Source organism: Ruegeria sp. AB9 (assembly GCF_056542585.1).
On sequence record NZ_JBQGAA010000001.1, the window covers coordinates 734,254 to 749,420 of the forward strand.

Consider the following 15,167-nt stretch of genomic DNA (forward strand, 5'->3'; position numbering starts at 1 on the left):
AAGATGTAAGTTATACTTACCTTGATTTCTGCCCCACACCTCCCCCACAGATAGTGCATGGTCGCGGTTCCGGCCGGCTGCGTCCCCCAAAAAACATCGGGAGACAACGACATGCGCAACAAAAGCGTTCGTATAAGTGACAGAATCATTGGCGATTCCAGACGGTACAGAGTGCGTTGGTACTGTGATTGGAGTGAAAATTATAAGGAGGAGACTTTCAAGTCTCTGGCTGAAGCAAAGCAACGCAAACGAGAAATCGATGCCATGAACGCTTCTCAAGTCGGACCGGGCATGCGGGAAATGAAATTCTCTCAGCTCGCCGAACAATATATGGAAGCTTCAAAGCGCGGCAGGGATGGAAAAATGCCGCTCGAATACTCCACGCTAAAGGGCTACCAACATTACTTGGACGAGCACATACTCCCTTACATCGGGAACGTGCCTCTGAACGAACTAACCAGAGACAAGATGAGCATGTTCATGGGACAGCTAACCGAGAAGTTTACCTCTCGACAAACTGCCAAGCATGCATTTGATCTTTCCAAGTCGATCTTGAACTGGGCCGTGGCTAGGGACCTGATCGTCAAGAGCCCTGCCTACAAATTGGCAGTGCAATTGAACGACGGCAGGGGCGAACCCGCGTCGCGCTCATTACATACTCGGGCAGAAGTTAGGATCATCTTCGAAACACTCGCTGAGCTTCGTGAGCATCCCAATAAGCAGGTTAGGCGCAGTTGGATAAAGTATAGCGCGCTAATTGCATTGATTGCGTCAACCGGAGTTCGAATCTCCGAGGCGCTTGGCATCAAGCGGAGCGATATTTCTGAGGATTTCGCATCAATTACTTTGCGCAGGAAGGTCGATCAAAGCAGGCGCGGCAGACCAGACAGCGACAGGGTCGGGAAAATGAAATCCGCTAACGCGTACCGCACTGTCCCTATCGGTTCGCTGGCGCGACATTGGCTAGTTGATCACCTTGCCACCCACGACCACGATTTTGTCTTTTGCACCAAAGCCGGGCTTCCAATGCATCATTCTCAAGTCAACAACTACGGTTGGTACCGAGTTCAGCGCATTGCAGGGGTTAGGCAGCGCGGGCTCCACACACTGCGGCACATGTTTGCATCCGAGTTGATGCTTCGCGGAAAGTACTTGGAGGCTCAAAAACTGCTTGGCCACCACAATGCCTCGTTCACAATGTCACAGTACGGCCACCTAATCAGTGACGAGAACACGAAAATGCAGGCCATAGCCAATATGGTAGCTGAGACGTTCATGCCACCACCAAAGGATGAACCAACCGATGGCAAACCGATTCCACCCGACGGGACGTTAGAATCCGATGGAACCGATCAGTCACTGGGCGACAGTGAAAGCCAAGACAAGAGCGGCGACACTTCATGAAATCGATTGCGAGAGGGGGGGGACGAAGGTTCGGTTAAGCCCAATGGAGTGCGGCAAAAAACACCACCCTCTCGCAACCTTTACTACGAGCTAGTGGATTGCTCTCAACTTTAGATTGGCCTACGGTCGTCCTGCATTTAGCAGTACGATGGTTCAAAAATTGGCCAAAACCCCATTACTCGCAGACCTCCTGCAGAAACCACAGCGCGAGACCGCCGGGTCTGATACCAATCTCAGATTTGACTATCAAAAGAGCTGGGCCTTCTGCAGAATGATACGTGATCATCTTGATGGCGTGGATTACCTTGTAGCCTTCGAATTTCACGACGACGTCGTCTTTCTAAAACCAAGCGAAAATCCGGATCACGTAGAGTTCTGTCAGGTAAAGACGTCCAAGGCAAAGGGAGGAAGGACTCTGGGTTCATTCCTCTCGCGGGCAACCAAGGATAAGGCGTCGATCATTGGAAAAATGTACAACAACTTCGATGGGATATGTTCACCGCAGAACATAGACGTTGTGCTAGTCTCCAATGCTCCATTCAAGTTTGGTGACACGAAGTTCTGTGCCAAAGACTTGGAGGAAAAGTACAAAACTCAACTTATTGAAAAACTCACGGAAGAAATTCCGAGCTTCGACGTAGCGCGGCTTGAAAACATCCACTTCCTTGATACGGAAGTCAGCCTTGAAGCTATGCGGAGCTTCCTCTTGGGTGAAGTCACCGAGCTTCTGAAAGCGGAGCTGGGGGAAGCAAACGGCGTAAACGCGCACGCTTGGACACGAGGTGTTCAAGATGAGATTAATCGAAAGAACAACTTCGCATCAGATAAAGTCACCAACATAGAAGAGTTGATTGGGCGAAAATGCATCGATCGCTCGTTCATGACTACAAGTATAAAAATGGCGGCGAACAACAAGCCGCGTGCCCCCGACATGCAACTGGTGAATGCCGAACTGTTGGCCGCTGGTTGGAAGACCAAAGAACTCATGATGCTGGGGAAGCAGATTCCCAAGGCAGTATCGGATTTCACTGACCCAAGTAACGTCGAGGCAGCAACTCTGCGAGAACGTCTGGAAGCAATTTACTCAGATGAGAATCCTGACAGCTTGTCGGAGTTCCTGAGCCTTGCTCTGGAAAGCAAGGATACTGTTACAAACGGGCTCGCGCCATATTCGGACGAAAGCTATTTCTCCGCCTTTGCAGTGGTCGTATTCCATGAAGCAATCTAACTACCACAAATTGATCAGAAACCTTCGAAAAGGTCAGCACAATGACAGGCTTGGTGTTCAAAAAGCTCTCGATAGTATCAAAGCTCGAGAAAGCAGCAAGAACAGTGGAACTGACACCCGGAGTGAACGTCCTGACCGGCGTAAATGACGTCGGCAAGTCCACCTTAATAAAAAGCCTGTATTACACTATCGGCGCAGATGTACCGCAAATGGCTAATACCCGTTGGAAACGCGCCAAGGCGTTCTACTGCGCTGAAATTGAGATCGACGGCACATCTTACAAAATACTTCGTGATGGAAAGCACTTCGGAGTTTTCGACCACAATCGCAAATTGCTTTCAAAGCACACTGGGATTTCGTCGGAAGGGGGAATTGCTGATTTCATTTGCAAAAAGCTAGGGTTCAACATCGAACTTGAGCGCAATAGCGATGGCAAACTCGGCAGAGCAGGACCAGCGTTCTATTACCTACCCTTCTATGTCGATCAAGACGAAGGTTGGAACAAAAGCTGGAATTCATTCCTAGCGCTTACGCAGTTCACCGCGTACCGGAAACAAATGCTGGAGTATCACTTGGGCATAAGACCCCAAGCCTATTACGACGCGCTCAAACAGAGCATGGAGAAGCTCGATGATCAGACCGATCTAAATAAGAAACGCGGTACTCTATCCGTTGCCTTAGAGAGTTTTCAAAAGCGACTGGCAAATGCGCAAGTTGATCTTAATCCCGAAGACTTTCGAATTGAAATGGAACAGCTTGTCGATGAGTACAATTTAGTACGAGCCAAACAGCAAGACGCGCTTAGCTTAGTAAAAGAGTTCAGAAATGAACGAAATGGCGTAGATACAGATATTGTAATACTTCGGCGCTCGATATCTGAGTTAGACGCTGACTATAGGTTTGCTGCTGATTTGGAGACACCGGATGAAGTAGGATGCCCAACGTGCGGCACTACATTTGAGAACTCGCTTCAACAGAGATTTGGGCTGCTCGACGACGTCGCGTACTGCCAAAGTATCTTGGATCAGCGCCTCAAGGACCGACAAGATATCGACCTAAAGCTCAAAGAAGCTGAAAAGACCTATAAGGAAGTTTGTCAGAGCGCGCATGGGGTCAGCCAGCTTCTTGAACGGAAAAAATCTACTGTCTCACTGCGGGATATCGTAATGGCGGAAGGTAGCAAGGAAGTTGTAACGTCGCTGCAGTCAGAAATTTCTGACTACGACGATCAAATTGCCGAGATTCAGAAGTCAATCGACGCCCTGAAAGCAAAAATGAAGCTCGACTCAGAGCACAAGAAAAAGATCGTTGAGTACTATCAGTCCCGGATGAAACAGTTCTTAAATGAGCTGAACGTATTCGTCTTGGAAGAAAGCGACTATGCGTCACCAGAGAAAATAATAAAAAACAACGCACTAGGAAGCGATCTACCAAGGGCGCTCCTTGCACAATACTACGCTTTGCTGCACACAATGAAAAAATTTGGTTCTACAAAGATATGCCCATTGGTGATCGACTCGCCGATCCAGCAGGAGCAGGATCCAAAGAACATTGATGCGATCTTCAAGTTCATAGTCAAAAATATGTTACCTCAGCAGCAGCTCATTTTGGGGACGATTTCGTTTGAAGCGCCAGCAGACGAGTCCCTTCCTGAAAATTGGGAACATATAGAGCTGTCCGATGAGTATTCGGTACTTTCAAACTCGCAATATGACTCTGTCATGTCCGATGTAGGCACAATGCACGAGGTGATGCTCTCTGCGTAGAGCACCCTTTTTCCATCTCAATGAACTTTGGTTGTTAGCCTAGTGCCCAGTGGTGGAATTGGGGCTACCAAGCTCAAAGGCTTTATGCACGTATTTTCGGAACTGGCTGTGTTAGGTGGCAAACCGGCCCACAATCCAACTGTTTAACTTGAAGTGCAGGTTCTCGGAGACGTGACATTTATACTGCCCTGACCGCTGACGCTTGGGGCAGATGCCCGAATTTGGGTAGGTGTGCCAGATTCTCTTACAAATTTGCCTATCTCACCGTCTAGTTGGTCCAATGTCACAAATAATGACAAAACGAATCAGATAACTTCGTTGAAAATCAATATGTTGTGTTTTAGAGTAGATTCCCCGTTGGACTATTTGATGTTTTGGTACCGTGTATCGTAGGTTCGAATCCTACCACCCCAGCCATGATTTTCCCTAAAATCACGCACTGAATATTTGATCGCCTATTACCGCTTGTTTTCAGCAGGTTATCATCCGGCTATTCCAGCTGAGACCTGAGTTTATGCGCAACAATGGTCGATTTCGGGCCCCAGTCTCATTTCGCGATTCCGGCGGTACGAGTTTGGTGACTTTGGGAGAGTCTGTAGATCAGAGCGCAGCGAACTGCTTGTGCTGATCTGACCAGATAGCCGGGAAGCCGGACTTGATCAGGTAGTCCGTTGTCAGGCCATCAGGTTGTTCGCCCGTAGCGATGGCCTCCAGAACATCAGGCGCCAGCATGGCGAGATCGACCACATCCTGCACCCGGCGTTTGGAGGTGCCTTCTTCTTCCGCTATTTCTGAGAACGTTCTGCCATCAATGATCATCGCCAGCCATCGGCGCGCCTTGATGACATTGCGAACAAGTGTCTGATCGATCTCACGCGGTGCATCTCCAAGATGCAGTTTCAGCTCCACCCCCCTGCGGCGCATCCGGAATGGCGCTTCGATCGTTAGTTCTTTGGCATCGACCTGATCCGCCCTGCACTCCATCGTTCGGGCGAGTGCCTGAAGATCCAGCTGCGCGGTCAAGGACCCCTGTCGCAGATCTGCCCGCGCAATCAGGCCGAGGCATTTCCTGACGGACTGGCAATCTCTGAGGAGTTCCGTCGTTGAAGCAATTTCGGCCGCCGACATATCCCGTGTCATTGATGTCACGGCGCTCGGTCGGCTCAGATGTTGTCTGATCACTTCGGCCAGGAGGCTCTCAAGCTGTTCTGCAGGCAGCCGCCACGCATCCGGATGCTTCTGACTGCGGTCAGTTATCAGGCGCCCGGAGATGTAGTAACGCAGACGTTTGCCGTTCTTCCGGCTATGGCTGGGCGTCAGCCGATCTCCGGTCTCATCGAAGAGCTTTCCGGCCAGCACTGATCGCTTCGCTTTCTGCCTAACTCCGCGCTCCCTTGCTGCGCCATCTGTAAGTAGCTGTTGCACCCGTTCCCACACTGCCGGGTCGATGATGGCGGGGTGCTGCCCCTTAAAGACCTGCCCCTTATGCCGGATGTCGCCAGCATAGATCGGATTGCTGAGCAAATGATGGATGTGTCCGCGGTCAAAAAACTTACCGCCTGTCTCGCGTCCACCAGGACGTTCCCGTCTCCGAGACCGGAGCTCCAGTGCCTCCGCCTGCTCTTTCACGTCAAGAATACTCTGATGTTCCAGATAGAGATTAAAAAGCGTCCTGATGGTCTCAGCTTCTTTGTCGTCGATTTTCAGCGTCCGGCCGTCAGCTTGATATCCAAGCGGAACATTCCCGCCCATCCACAGGCCTTTGCGTTTAGAGGCTGCAATTTTATCCCGGATACGTTCAGCGGTAACTTCCCGTTCGAACTGAGCGAAGCTGAGCAACACATTGAGGGTCAGGCGTCCCATGCTGGTAGACGTATTGAAGGACTGAGTAACGGACACAAACGATGCGTCGGCTGCGTCGAGACGTTCGACCAGTTTCGCGAAGTCTGCCAGCGAGCGCGTCAGCCGGTCGATCTTGTATACAACAATCTGATCTACGCGTTTCTCATCAACATCCTGCATCAGCCGCTGCAGCGCCGGGCGGTCAAGATGACCGCCCGAGATACCACCGTCATCATAGTAATCCGGCAGCAACTCCCAGCCCTCATGCTTCTGACTGGAGATGTAGGCTTCACAGGCTTCCCGCTGGGCATCGAGTGAGTTGAAATCCTGCTCCAGCCCCTCCTCCGAGCTTTTCCGGGTGTATATGGCGCAGCGGATGCGTCGCATCACTGAACTCCGAAGAAGCGCGGGCCTGACCAGTGTGCCCCGGTGATGTGCTTTGCGATGGCTGACAGGGAGCGCCACATCTTGCCGTCCATGACGAACCCGCGATCAACCACTTCTACCTGATAGGTGCGCCCGTTCCATTCCCGCACCAGATGTGACCCTGGTTTCAGAGTAGGTGGCGGTGTTTTTCCCAACGCGATTTGCTGCAGTCGACGCTCCGTTTTCACAGACAACTCACCCAGCTCCAGATTCTGCAGCTCCCAGATCAGTACCCGTTTCATGAACTGCGGGGACAGGTATTTCGGCGGCGGCCGACCGAACACTTCCCGCCACTGATCAAGGCAGCCAGAGCGGTCCAGATTTTCGATGTCAGCGAGTACTTTCGTAAGGTCGCGGATAGTGGGGCTAGAATCCATAATGCTCAAGCCTCCTTTACAATCCGATAGACCGTACCTTTGTCAGATCCAGATCGCTCAACAATATGCCCCGCCTTGCGCATCATCGAAATCGCCGCGCGTGCGGAATGCGGTTGCCAGCCAAAGGCCTTTTGAATCTGCGCAATTGTGGCACCTGCCTTACGGGACAGCAGTTTCTGTAACTGTTGCTGACGCGTGGGGCCACTTCGGGCCAATCTTACAGGTGACGTTTTGGTTTTTGTTCCGGATGCAATTGTCATCGTTATCTCCACTTTGCAGACACAGACGGATCCTGCGCCCTCTACTGAGTGGAGCCCGGGCGCCCCGGGCGAATCTTGACCGTCGTCAGTACCGCTTCCGAACAGCCCAAAGTCCAGTTGTTTACCGTAAAAAGGGCGGGAAGCTGACCTTCGCTGCGGACGCTAACAACGCCTTGCACCAGTTTAGAAGCGGACTTTCAGGTTGCCAATTGTTCGACTAATTAAAAGTGAGGGCCTACCAGTTGAAATCGTCGAGCCAACGTGCAGGAAACCGACCTTCGCTTCGGCACCCCTTTTCGGTGCAGCATGATAGCTGACGTTTAACAAATCCTTCCACCATTCATGCACCTATTTTGAGTCTGGTTAGCCATCGTGTATTACGCTACCGTCGGTTGTGCGAGGACGTCGTCACCATTTCTGAGAAGTGATATTTTGAATATTGAAGAATTCGTTCCAAAAGCAGGAACAAGTATAGACAACTTGGGTTTTCTATTAGGCGCAGGGACGTCATTTGAGTCAGGTTATCCACTAGTTTCTGGATTGACGAAAGATGTTGTAAGAGCACTGTCAACAGACGACAGGTCCGCATTGGACGACGCTCTTGCGGCCAAAGGGCTCGCATACGATGACGGCAAAGGATTGCCAAACATCGAAGAAATCTCAGACATAGTAATCGAGCATCACACAAACAGTCAGCTTCCGAAGTTCCAGTCTCTAAGAGAAAAGATCCGCGAACTGGTTCGAGATGCGATACTGGGAGTTACTCATCCAGATATATCCAATCAAGTTGCCTTATTGGAGAGGCTCAAAAGACGGGCTTTTGACCGACCTACCAATGTTTGGTTTCTCACGACAAACTACGATCTGTTGCTTGAAGAGGCTTGCGCCGAAGTTGGCTTGAAACTGATAAATGGGTTTTGTGGCGCGACAAAGAGGTTCTTTTCAGAACAGGAGTTTTCGATCGTATCTGGGACAACCTCTGGATCCAGGTTCACCCCCGAGAGCGGTTTGACCATAAGACTAGTCAAGCTTCATGGATCGGTGTCTTGGTATCGCAAAGGTGATCGCGTTTTTGAGGCGGCTCCGAGCGCAATTGTAGAACAAGATGCAAGATGTATGGTGCTCCCGCGGCGAAGCAAGGTAATTGAAACTCTGTCAGGACCATACGACGGCCTCTTTCGTATTTCTAACTCAGTTTTAGGGAGACGCTGTAAACACTTGATAGCTTCCGGCTTCAGCTTCGGGGACAGCCACATTAACGACAGCTTGGTGAAGCCTCACATTTCGTCCGGTGGCATCTCGCTCTGCAATTTCTGTGAAGTCGAGCCTGAAGACCTGAGTGACCTACGTGCACGCCCCAATGTTCTTCATGTTTGCCGAGACAAAAAGGTGATTGGCGGGCGTGAGACTGAAGAGGAAAGCGAAGCCTGGATGTTCAGCAAGTTTGTCGAGCTGTTTTAGGAGATACGCGGTGAAGCACCAAATCGGAAAAGTAATTGAGGTTAAAGGCGATACAATTGCCGTATCACTAATTGAATTTGACGAAGAGAACACTGTTGGCGTGCCTGAAGAGATGGCGGTTGACGTCTCCACTCCAGATGGTCCGGTGAACATCCTAATTGGGCAGCCCGGATCTTTTGTTGAGCTGTCTTTACCAAACGGCACTTTGCTATGTCTTGTCACAGAAACACGGATGCGAGAAGCAAATGTTGGCGTGACAGAAGCCAAAGAAGCCATCACTGCGGGTGACTTTGTAATCGACCAAGTCTCGCGACAGCTTGTTACGATTCCGATTGGAACAATAGATTCAGACGGAGACTTTGAAAGGGGAACCAATGTCTTACCAACAGTAAACGCCCCCGTTTTCGCCGTGCTCCCTTCAACAATAAATGACATCTACACAAGCTTTGCCGAAGGGAACTTTTCTTTGGGGAAGTTGTCCCTTCTTCCTGAGCAAGAAGCAAAACTGAACCTTGATGCATTCCTTGGCCGTCATGCTGCGATACTAGGGCAAACAGGTGGGGGAAAGTCTTGGACGGTTGCCTCTGTCCTCCAGAAGATTGCACAATTCCCACAATCGACCGTCCTCCTGCTTGATCTGCATGGAGAGTATGCTTCAGCATTTGGGGATGGAGCCGAGGTTATTTCTGCTGCCGACATCGAGATGCCCTATTGGTTGATGAACGCAGAGGAAATTCTTTCGCTCATGATAGATCGAGCAGAGTCCAGCGCCCCGAACCAAAACGCCAAATTTAAAGAGCTGTTGCAATCTGCGAAGGAGAACCACCCCGAGAATGCTGCCCTCGGTCTAGAAAAAATTACTATCGATACGCCGGTCTATTTCGACCTTATGGACATCGTTGATGAGTTTCGGCGTTTGGATGTCGAAATGGTTCAGGGCAGTACGAAAAAAGTTAAGGGGCCACTCCATGGGCAGTTTACCCGCCTTCTCATGAGGCTGGAATCTCGGCTAAACGACCGACGCTATGACCTGATCTTCAAACCCCAGACATATAACTCCAGTGCTTCAATGGATGACCTATTTCGCAAACTCTTGGGAGAGGAGATTTCAAATAGGAAAAAGATAGTCGTTCTTGACCTGAGCCCTGTACCCTTTGATGTCAGAGGTTCCTTGATATCCTTAACTCTCAGGTGTCTGTTTGACTTCTCCTATTGGCATAGCCGCCTCAAGGGTTCGCGCTTTCCCATATCCATTTTCGCCGATGAAGCTCACATCTATCTGAGCGACTCAGGATCTAACCAAGCCCCGCGAGAGTCGGCCGAAAGGATCGCAAAAGAAGGTCGAAAGTACGGAATAAGTCTAACAGTCATTAGTCAGCGACCGAGGGAAATGTCGTCCACGATTTTATCGCAGTGCGGGAGTTTTCTGTGCTTGAGAATTTCGAATCCGGACGACCAGTCGTATGTTCGCAACCTGCTTCCTGATTCCGTTCGAGGAATAACGTCAATGTTCGCTTCGCTAAGGCGTGGTGAAGCCATCTTGATTGGTGATTCAATGATGATGCCGACGCGCATCAAAGTGGATGCACCTAACCCTGCTCCGGATAGCGCCGATGCATCCTTTACAGCGCTATGGAGCGAAGAACCGGTCGAGTTAAATGTCGCAGAAATTTTGGATACTTGGCGAAACCAAAAGGTTCGCAACTAATTTCGGTCCGGCGGAGCAAAGGCACGCTTCGACAGGACAGATGTCGAATGTCATCTAGGGGGCAGCATGTTGGGATTCTTTAAAAAGCTATTTAATTCTCAGAAAACTCTGAAGAGCGACTCTTTCCAAGTCGCCACGAAACGGCAAGGGGGGAGCAGTGTTGGAGAACGGTCTACCCCATTCTCCGAAGAACTTGAGGAATGGGAGCCGCAAAACATAGAGACATTGGAGAGATTGTCTGCTGAGATGCCAGGCGGTGACTATTTTCCCCTGCTCGAAAGCTTGCAATATTCGATCTCAAAGAAAAAATACGCAGAGGCTGCTGAAGCGGCCCACAAGAGCATTGCACCACTTCGAGATTGGTTGAAAGACCCAAGAGGAGATGGTGCACGGTTGCAGCTCCGCGTCCCTGCATTGCAGCAAGGTGGCACGATGATGGCCTTAACAGGGGATTTAGAGGGACTTGAGAAAATTCGTGATCTTGTAACCGAATTCGACCACCTTGAGTCTTACAGGTTCGATGCGATGAGACACTTTAAGTCTTATGAGCTTTTTGTAGCCATTCGAAAGCTTGTCTCGTCCAAGCCAGGAGTATTGCAAAACAAGGTAAAGGCCGAGCTCGGGGAAGAAGATGGCCGTCATGTGAGCAACTTGGTTTCTTGGTTGGAAAAAGCTGGCGAGATCACAAGGGAAAAGAAGGGAAAGACATATGCGCTCTACATATCAGAGCCGAGTACTTCTTCGAGTCAAACTCAGCCCGCTGAAACTAGAATTTACATACCGGCCCCAAGAACTTCGAAGGCGGACATCTCACCTGACTTAGAGACATTTACTGACCGCACATTCCGGTTTGTGGCCGTAGATGTCGAAACAGCGAATCGACAACACAGCAGCATATGCCAAGTAGGGTTGGCGATGGTGTCCACCAGCGGAGATGTTGAGACGGTTGGATTACTGATCGACCCTGAACAAGATTTCGAACGTTCGAATGTCAACCTACACGGGATTGATGAATCTTCAGTAGCAGGGGCCCCCAATTTCAAGGCAGTTATTCAGTCTTTGCGCCCGTTCCTTGAGCGGCATCTTCTGGTGCAACACAGCAATTTCGACAAACAGGCGTTTAATGCGGCCAGCAAATTTCACGGTGTTCCAGAATTGAGGGCCAACTGGGTCGATAGCGTCAAAATCGCTAGAAGAGCTTGGCCAGAACTGAAAGGTAATGGTGGCCATGGGTTGGCTAATTTAAAGACTTACCTTGGCTTAAGCTTTGAACACCATGATGCAGAAGAAGATGCACGTGCGGCGGCTGAAGTCGTTCTGGCGGCAGAAGCTGCAACTGGTTCGGATTTCTTCGAACTCGCGAAGTCTAGAAATCAGAATTACCAAACTTCGGTGGCGATTGCTGGCAATCAAGGCGGCGCTCTCTACGGGCATGTTGCTTGCTTTACAGGGCAGTTGAGTATGTCTCGTGTGGAAGCGGCGACAATAGCTGCTGGAGCAGGGATAACTGTAAAGACAAGTGTTTCGAAGAAAATAACGCTTTTGGTTGTTGGAGACCAAGATCTATCGACTTTGGCGGGTCACGACAAAAGCAGCAAGCACCGTCGCGCGGAAGATCTGCAGAGTGAAGGGCATGAAATCAAGATCCTTGGTGAGTCGGAATTTCTTAAGTTGATCGAAGCCGAATGATGTCTGGTTTAAGTGAGGCCTTCAAAGGCGGTAGGGCAGTGACAAACGGAATCCATAAAGTTGTCAGATAACTCCACCAAGAGAGTGTTTGCTGGATTATCCACCGGGGTGAAGCTCGAGCAGTATGCGCGTTCAATTCTGAAACAGGTTTTGTCGATGGAGGACAGCTCCCAGCCAAGTGATGCTTCAAACGAGCGCTGTCATATCGGCGTTGAGCCTATGCTTTTGGCGCTGGCAATGGAATTCGCGCTTAAAGCTTGGTTTGTTTGGGACCATGATCGTCATGATCCAATCAGGACACACGATCTCGCAAAACTCTTCGACGCTTTACCCGTCTCAAGCAAGGATAGGCTGAATGCCGCATTCAAAGACAAAGTTGCTCCAATTCATCCTTGGAGCGGGTGGATGGAATACAACATCAAAGATGTCCTTGAGCACCACGCCAATGCATTTGTTGAGTGGCGCTACCTGCATGAGAAACGAGACAAGGGCTTGAGCTTCAATTTCATAACTTTCGTAGCAACGCTCGAATTGGTTCTGGACGAGTTTGGAAAGCGCCACAATACGCGGAAAATCCAGCCACAACGGCCTCTCTATTAGAACTTCTTGGTGTCGCGCGTAATTTCAGCTGCCGATCTAAGCTTGTTGTTTCGACGAATGTCCGTCCGCTTCTACGACCGCACCGCGGCATAGTTCTGGTACAATGGAGGTCCACTTCGGGCCGGCCTCGGTCCAGCTGGATCGACCGATCAGTAGGATGCTGGACCTGCACCGATGGCCGCTTCGAGCTCCATTTTGACAAATGCTGCGCGCGCACGAGTGACTTCGAAGCTCTGATTGCTGCCATGGGTCTGCGCAAGGATCACCCCTTGCGGACGTTGACCAGACTATCTCCACGCTACGGTGCCGTCCGCCTAAGCTGCCATTGATGTACTGCGGCACGATTGCCGAAAGGGAATTTTTTTGCGGCAATTGATGCGAAATATCCTCAATCGTCCCGCAGAATTAGATCTTTTGACCATCATTCAGTTTTCACCTGAAACCCAAAACAGACCCGCCTGACGACGGGTCTGTGTTTCGGCCGAACGATGTATTGGGAGGAACATCGATTGGCCGTAGCGGTCTCGCCGGAGGTTCAACCAAAATGCTCTTTGAAGCGATCAATACAGCGGCGGAAACCGTCTTCGAAATTTCCGTTACCGGGGTGGTAGACACTTTCGAATGATATCACCCCATCATAGGCGTCGGCTTTCAGAGCATCCGCCATCGGCTGAAACTGATCGGCCAGTTGGCCTTCGCCCATTTGTTTGACCGTCAATGTCGCGCGGGGCGTGTCGACTTGAACGTCCTTGATGTGGATGTGCCCGAGATAACCATCTTTTACTTCGTCATACCCAGCAGGAAACGCTTGTTCGTGACACCAGCAATTGTTGGCCGGGTCCCAAAGTACCTTTAACGTGTCTTTGGCATCCAGATCATCGATCAGCTTACGGGCGGTGTAATTCGAATTCACCATGGTCCCGTTGCCCGTTTCGACGACCAAAGTCACTCCGCCGTCCTTGGCAACGTCAATCGCCGGTGCAATCAGGGGCAGCATCGCGTCCCATGCACCCTTGGCGACGTTCCACTTTTCGGCACCTCCGTACCCCCAAAGGATTTGCTCTTTCTTGGGCGTCATAATGCGAACCAATGGGCTACCGACCACATGCGCCATGTCGATCACGCGCTTCAGAGAATCCAAATGCTTGCTGTGCAGGTCGTCCCCTGGTTTGTTCGCTCCGCTCATTCCCGCGAAGATGTGGCGCGACAGACAGGATACAGGCTTGCCGCGGTCACGCAGCAGCGTATCAATTTCCCGGATCTCATCCGCCGAGTGATCGCCAACCTCGGTATCGCCGACGAATTGTAGTTCCGCATATTCGAGATCAAACTCATCCATCACATCGACCGCGTGTTTCAGGTCCCGACTGATGCCATCACAGATAACGCCAAGTTTCATGTTCTTGTCCTTTCTCAGCGATGCAACTCAGCGCCGACAATGTCTTCGATCACACGGGTGCAGGCCCAGTTGTCGCCATCGGGGAATTTGGTTTTGCCAGCATGGAAAATCTGCATGGCAGATGAAGCAGTATGCATCGGAACGCCTAGCTCTTCGGCCAGATCCAGTGAGATGGTCAGGTCCTTGTGCATGGTGCCGATGCCCGAGCCGGTGTTTTCGAATTTACGGTCGATGATGTTCTCCAACGCCGTGTTAGTGCATCCGCATCCCGCGCCAGAGGTCGAAAAGACCTTGAACAGGTTTTCGCCCTTCACGCCCGCCTTGGCGGCAAGAACCGACGCCTCAAATGTTGCCGAAAAGATTGAACCGATCAGAGTCTGCAGACATGCTTTTACGGTCTGACCTTGGCCGGGCCCGTCCCCTACGCGGTGAATGGTGGCCGAGACCGCCTCCATCACTGGTTGGAATTCGTCCAGTATGGCATCGGGGGCCGCGGCCATCATGGTAAGAGTGCCGCCCTGAGCGCCTGGAAATCCGCCAGAGACGGGGCTGTCGATCAGGTGGATGCCCGAACCGACCATGGCCTCGCCAATCTCGCGGGCCTCACGCGGTTTGATCGTGGCTGTCAGAATGACCGCCCCGCCTTGCGCCATGTGACGGACCAGACCGTTTTCACCAAGAATGACAGCCTTAGCCTGATCGCCGTTCATAACCATGACATAGACCGCATCCGCGTTGGCCCCTACATCTACCACACTTGCTGCAGGCGTTCCGCCCATTTCAGCCAGCGCCTTCAGGCGCGCTTCACTCAGATCAAACCCGGTGGTTTCGAACCCGTTTTTGATCAGGTTCCTCGCCAACCCGCTGCCCATATCCCCTAATCCAATGACACCTGCACGTTGCATAATTGTCTTCCTAATGTGTCGTCCGGCCCGGCCGGAGTTGAGGTTTGGCGCCCCAATTTCCGAGGCGTCGATGTGTGCGGGGATTTCAGGCATTGGCTGACC

12 protein-coding genes are annotated in these 15,167 nt (G+C 51.1%); 7 read left to right on the forward strand and 5 right to left on the reverse strand.

From position 1 onward, the window contains the following. Positions 1–111 precede the first annotated feature (111 nt). From ACR0K5_RS03755 to ACR0K5_RS03765, 3 genes are all read left to right on the forward strand, one after another. Positions 112–1,404, forward strand: coding sequence for a tyrosine-type recombinase/integrase (locus ACR0K5_RS03755; RefSeq protein ID WP_480628385.1), 1,293 nt, complete (start codon positions 112–114; stop codon positions 1,402–1,404). A gap of 115 nt (positions 1,405–1,519) precedes the next feature. Then, positions 1,520–2,632, forward strand: coding sequence for a dsDNA nuclease domain-containing protein (locus ACR0K5_RS03760; RefSeq protein WP_480628386.1), 1,113 nt, complete (start codon positions 1,520–1,522; stop codon positions 2,630–2,632). Positions 2,633–2,673: 41 nt separating this feature from the next. Then, positions 2,674–4,398: an AAA family ATPase gene (locus ACR0K5_RS03765; RefSeq protein WP_480628387.1), complete on the forward strand. Its 1,725-nt coding sequence runs from the start codon at positions 2,674–2,676 to the stop codon at positions 4,396–4,398. A 600-nt stretch (positions 4,399–4,998) separates the two neighbouring features. Here ACR0K5_RS03765 and ACR0K5_RS03770 read toward each other — a convergent pair. The 3 genes from ACR0K5_RS03770 to ACR0K5_RS03780 are packed head-to-tail and all read right to left on the reverse strand — an operon-like array spanning position 4,999 to position 7,303. Further along, the gene (locus ACR0K5_RS03770) at positions 4,999–6,627 is read right to left on the reverse strand and encodes a recombinase family protein (protein WP_480628388.1); all 1,629 of its coding nucleotides are present in this window, start codon (positions 6,625–6,627) and stop codon (positions 4,999–5,001) included. Then, a complete protein-coding gene (locus ACR0K5_RS03775) occupies positions 6,627–7,043 on the reverse strand; it encodes a DUF2924 domain-containing protein (protein ID WP_480628389.1) in 417 nt (138 codons plus the stop codon). Before ACR0K5_RS03775 ends, ACR0K5_RS03770 begins: the two co-directional genes overlap by 1 nt. Positions 7,044–7,048: 5 nt before the next feature. Next, positions 7,049–7,303, reverse strand: a complete 255-nt coding sequence (locus tag ACR0K5_RS03780) for a DUF3489 domain-containing protein (RefSeq protein ID WP_480628390.1) — start codon at positions 7,301–7,303, stop codon at positions 7,049–7,051. A 432-nt stretch (positions 7,304–7,735) separates the two neighbouring features. On the opposite strand from ACR0K5_RS03780, the gene ACR0K5_RS03785 reads away from it, so the two are divergent. The 4 genes from ACR0K5_RS03785 (at position 7,736) to ACR0K5_RS03800 (ending at position 12,761) form a co-directional block, all read left to right on the forward strand. Further along, positions 7,736–8,764, forward strand: coding sequence for an SIR2 family protein (locus ACR0K5_RS03785; protein WP_170419446.1), 1,029 nt, complete (start codon positions 7,736–7,738; stop codon positions 8,762–8,764). Between the two features lie 10 nt (positions 8,765–8,774). After that, a complete protein-coding gene (locus tag ACR0K5_RS03790) occupies positions 8,775–10,472 on the forward strand; it encodes an ATP-binding protein (protein WP_480628391.1) in 1,698 nt (565 codons plus the stop codon). Between the two features lie 66 nt (positions 10,473–10,538). Continuing rightward, the gene (locus ACR0K5_RS03795; protein ID WP_480628392.1) at positions 10,539–12,161 is read left to right on the forward strand and encodes an exonuclease domain-containing protein; all 1,623 of its coding nucleotides are present in this window, start codon (positions 10,539–10,541) and stop codon (positions 12,159–12,161) included. 60 nt (positions 12,162–12,221) lie between these two features. Continuing rightward, positions 12,222–12,761 carry a hypothetical protein gene (locus ACR0K5_RS03800; protein ID WP_480628393.1) on the forward strand — a complete coding sequence of 180 codons (540 nt, stop codon included), beginning with the start codon at positions 12,222–12,224 and terminating at the stop codon, positions 12,759–12,761. 535 nt (positions 12,762–13,296) lie between these two features. On the opposite strand, the gene ACR0K5_RS03805 is transcribed toward ACR0K5_RS03800, so the two are convergent. Both ACR0K5_RS03805 and ACR0K5_RS03810 read right to left on the reverse strand, forming a co-directional pair. After that, complete coding sequence (locus ACR0K5_RS03805) at positions 13,297–14,160, reverse strand: sugar phosphate isomerase/epimerase family protein (RefSeq protein ID WP_480536366.1); 864 nt, start codon at positions 14,158–14,160, stop codon at positions 13,297–13,299. A 14-nt stretch (positions 14,161–14,174) separates the two neighbouring features. Beyond that, positions 14,175–15,065 (reverse strand): NAD(P)-dependent oxidoreductase, encoded by an 891-nt coding sequence (locus tag ACR0K5_RS03810; RefSeq protein WP_480536365.1) that lies wholly within the window; start codon positions 15,063–15,065, stop codon positions 14,175–14,177. Positions 15,066–15,167 lie beyond the last annotated feature (102 nt).

Coding starts and splice junctions, on each gene's coding strand:
- ACR0K5_RS03755 (WP_480628385.1), top strand. CDS start 112: ATGCGCAACAAAAGCGTTCGTATAAGTGACAGAATCATTGGCGATTCC.
- ACR0K5_RS03765 (WP_480628387.1), top strand. CDS start 2,674: ATGACAGGCTTGGTGTTCAAAAAGCTCTCGATAGTATCAAAGCTCGAG.
- ACR0K5_RS03770 (WP_480628388.1), bottom strand. CDS start 6,627: ATGCGACGCATCCGCTGCGCCATATACACCCGGAAAAGCTCGGAGGAG.
- ACR0K5_RS03775 (WP_480628389.1), bottom strand. CDS start 7,043: ATGGATTCTAGCCCCACTATCCGCGACCTTACGAAAGTACTCGCTGAC.
- ACR0K5_RS03780 (WP_480628390.1), bottom strand. CDS start 7,303: ATGACAATTGCATCCGGAACAAAAACCAAAACGTCACCTGTAAGATTG.
- ACR0K5_RS03795 (WP_480628392.1), top strand. CDS start 10,539: ATGTTGGGATTCTTTAAAAAGCTATTTAATTCTCAGAAAACTCTGAAG.
- ACR0K5_RS03805 (WP_480536366.1), bottom strand. CDS start 14,160: ATGAAACTTGGCGTTATCTGTGATGGCATCAGTCGGGACCTGAAACAC.
- ACR0K5_RS03810 (WP_480536365.1), bottom strand. CDS start 15,065: ATGCAACGTGCAGGTGTCATTGGATTAGGGGATATGGGCAGCGGGTTG.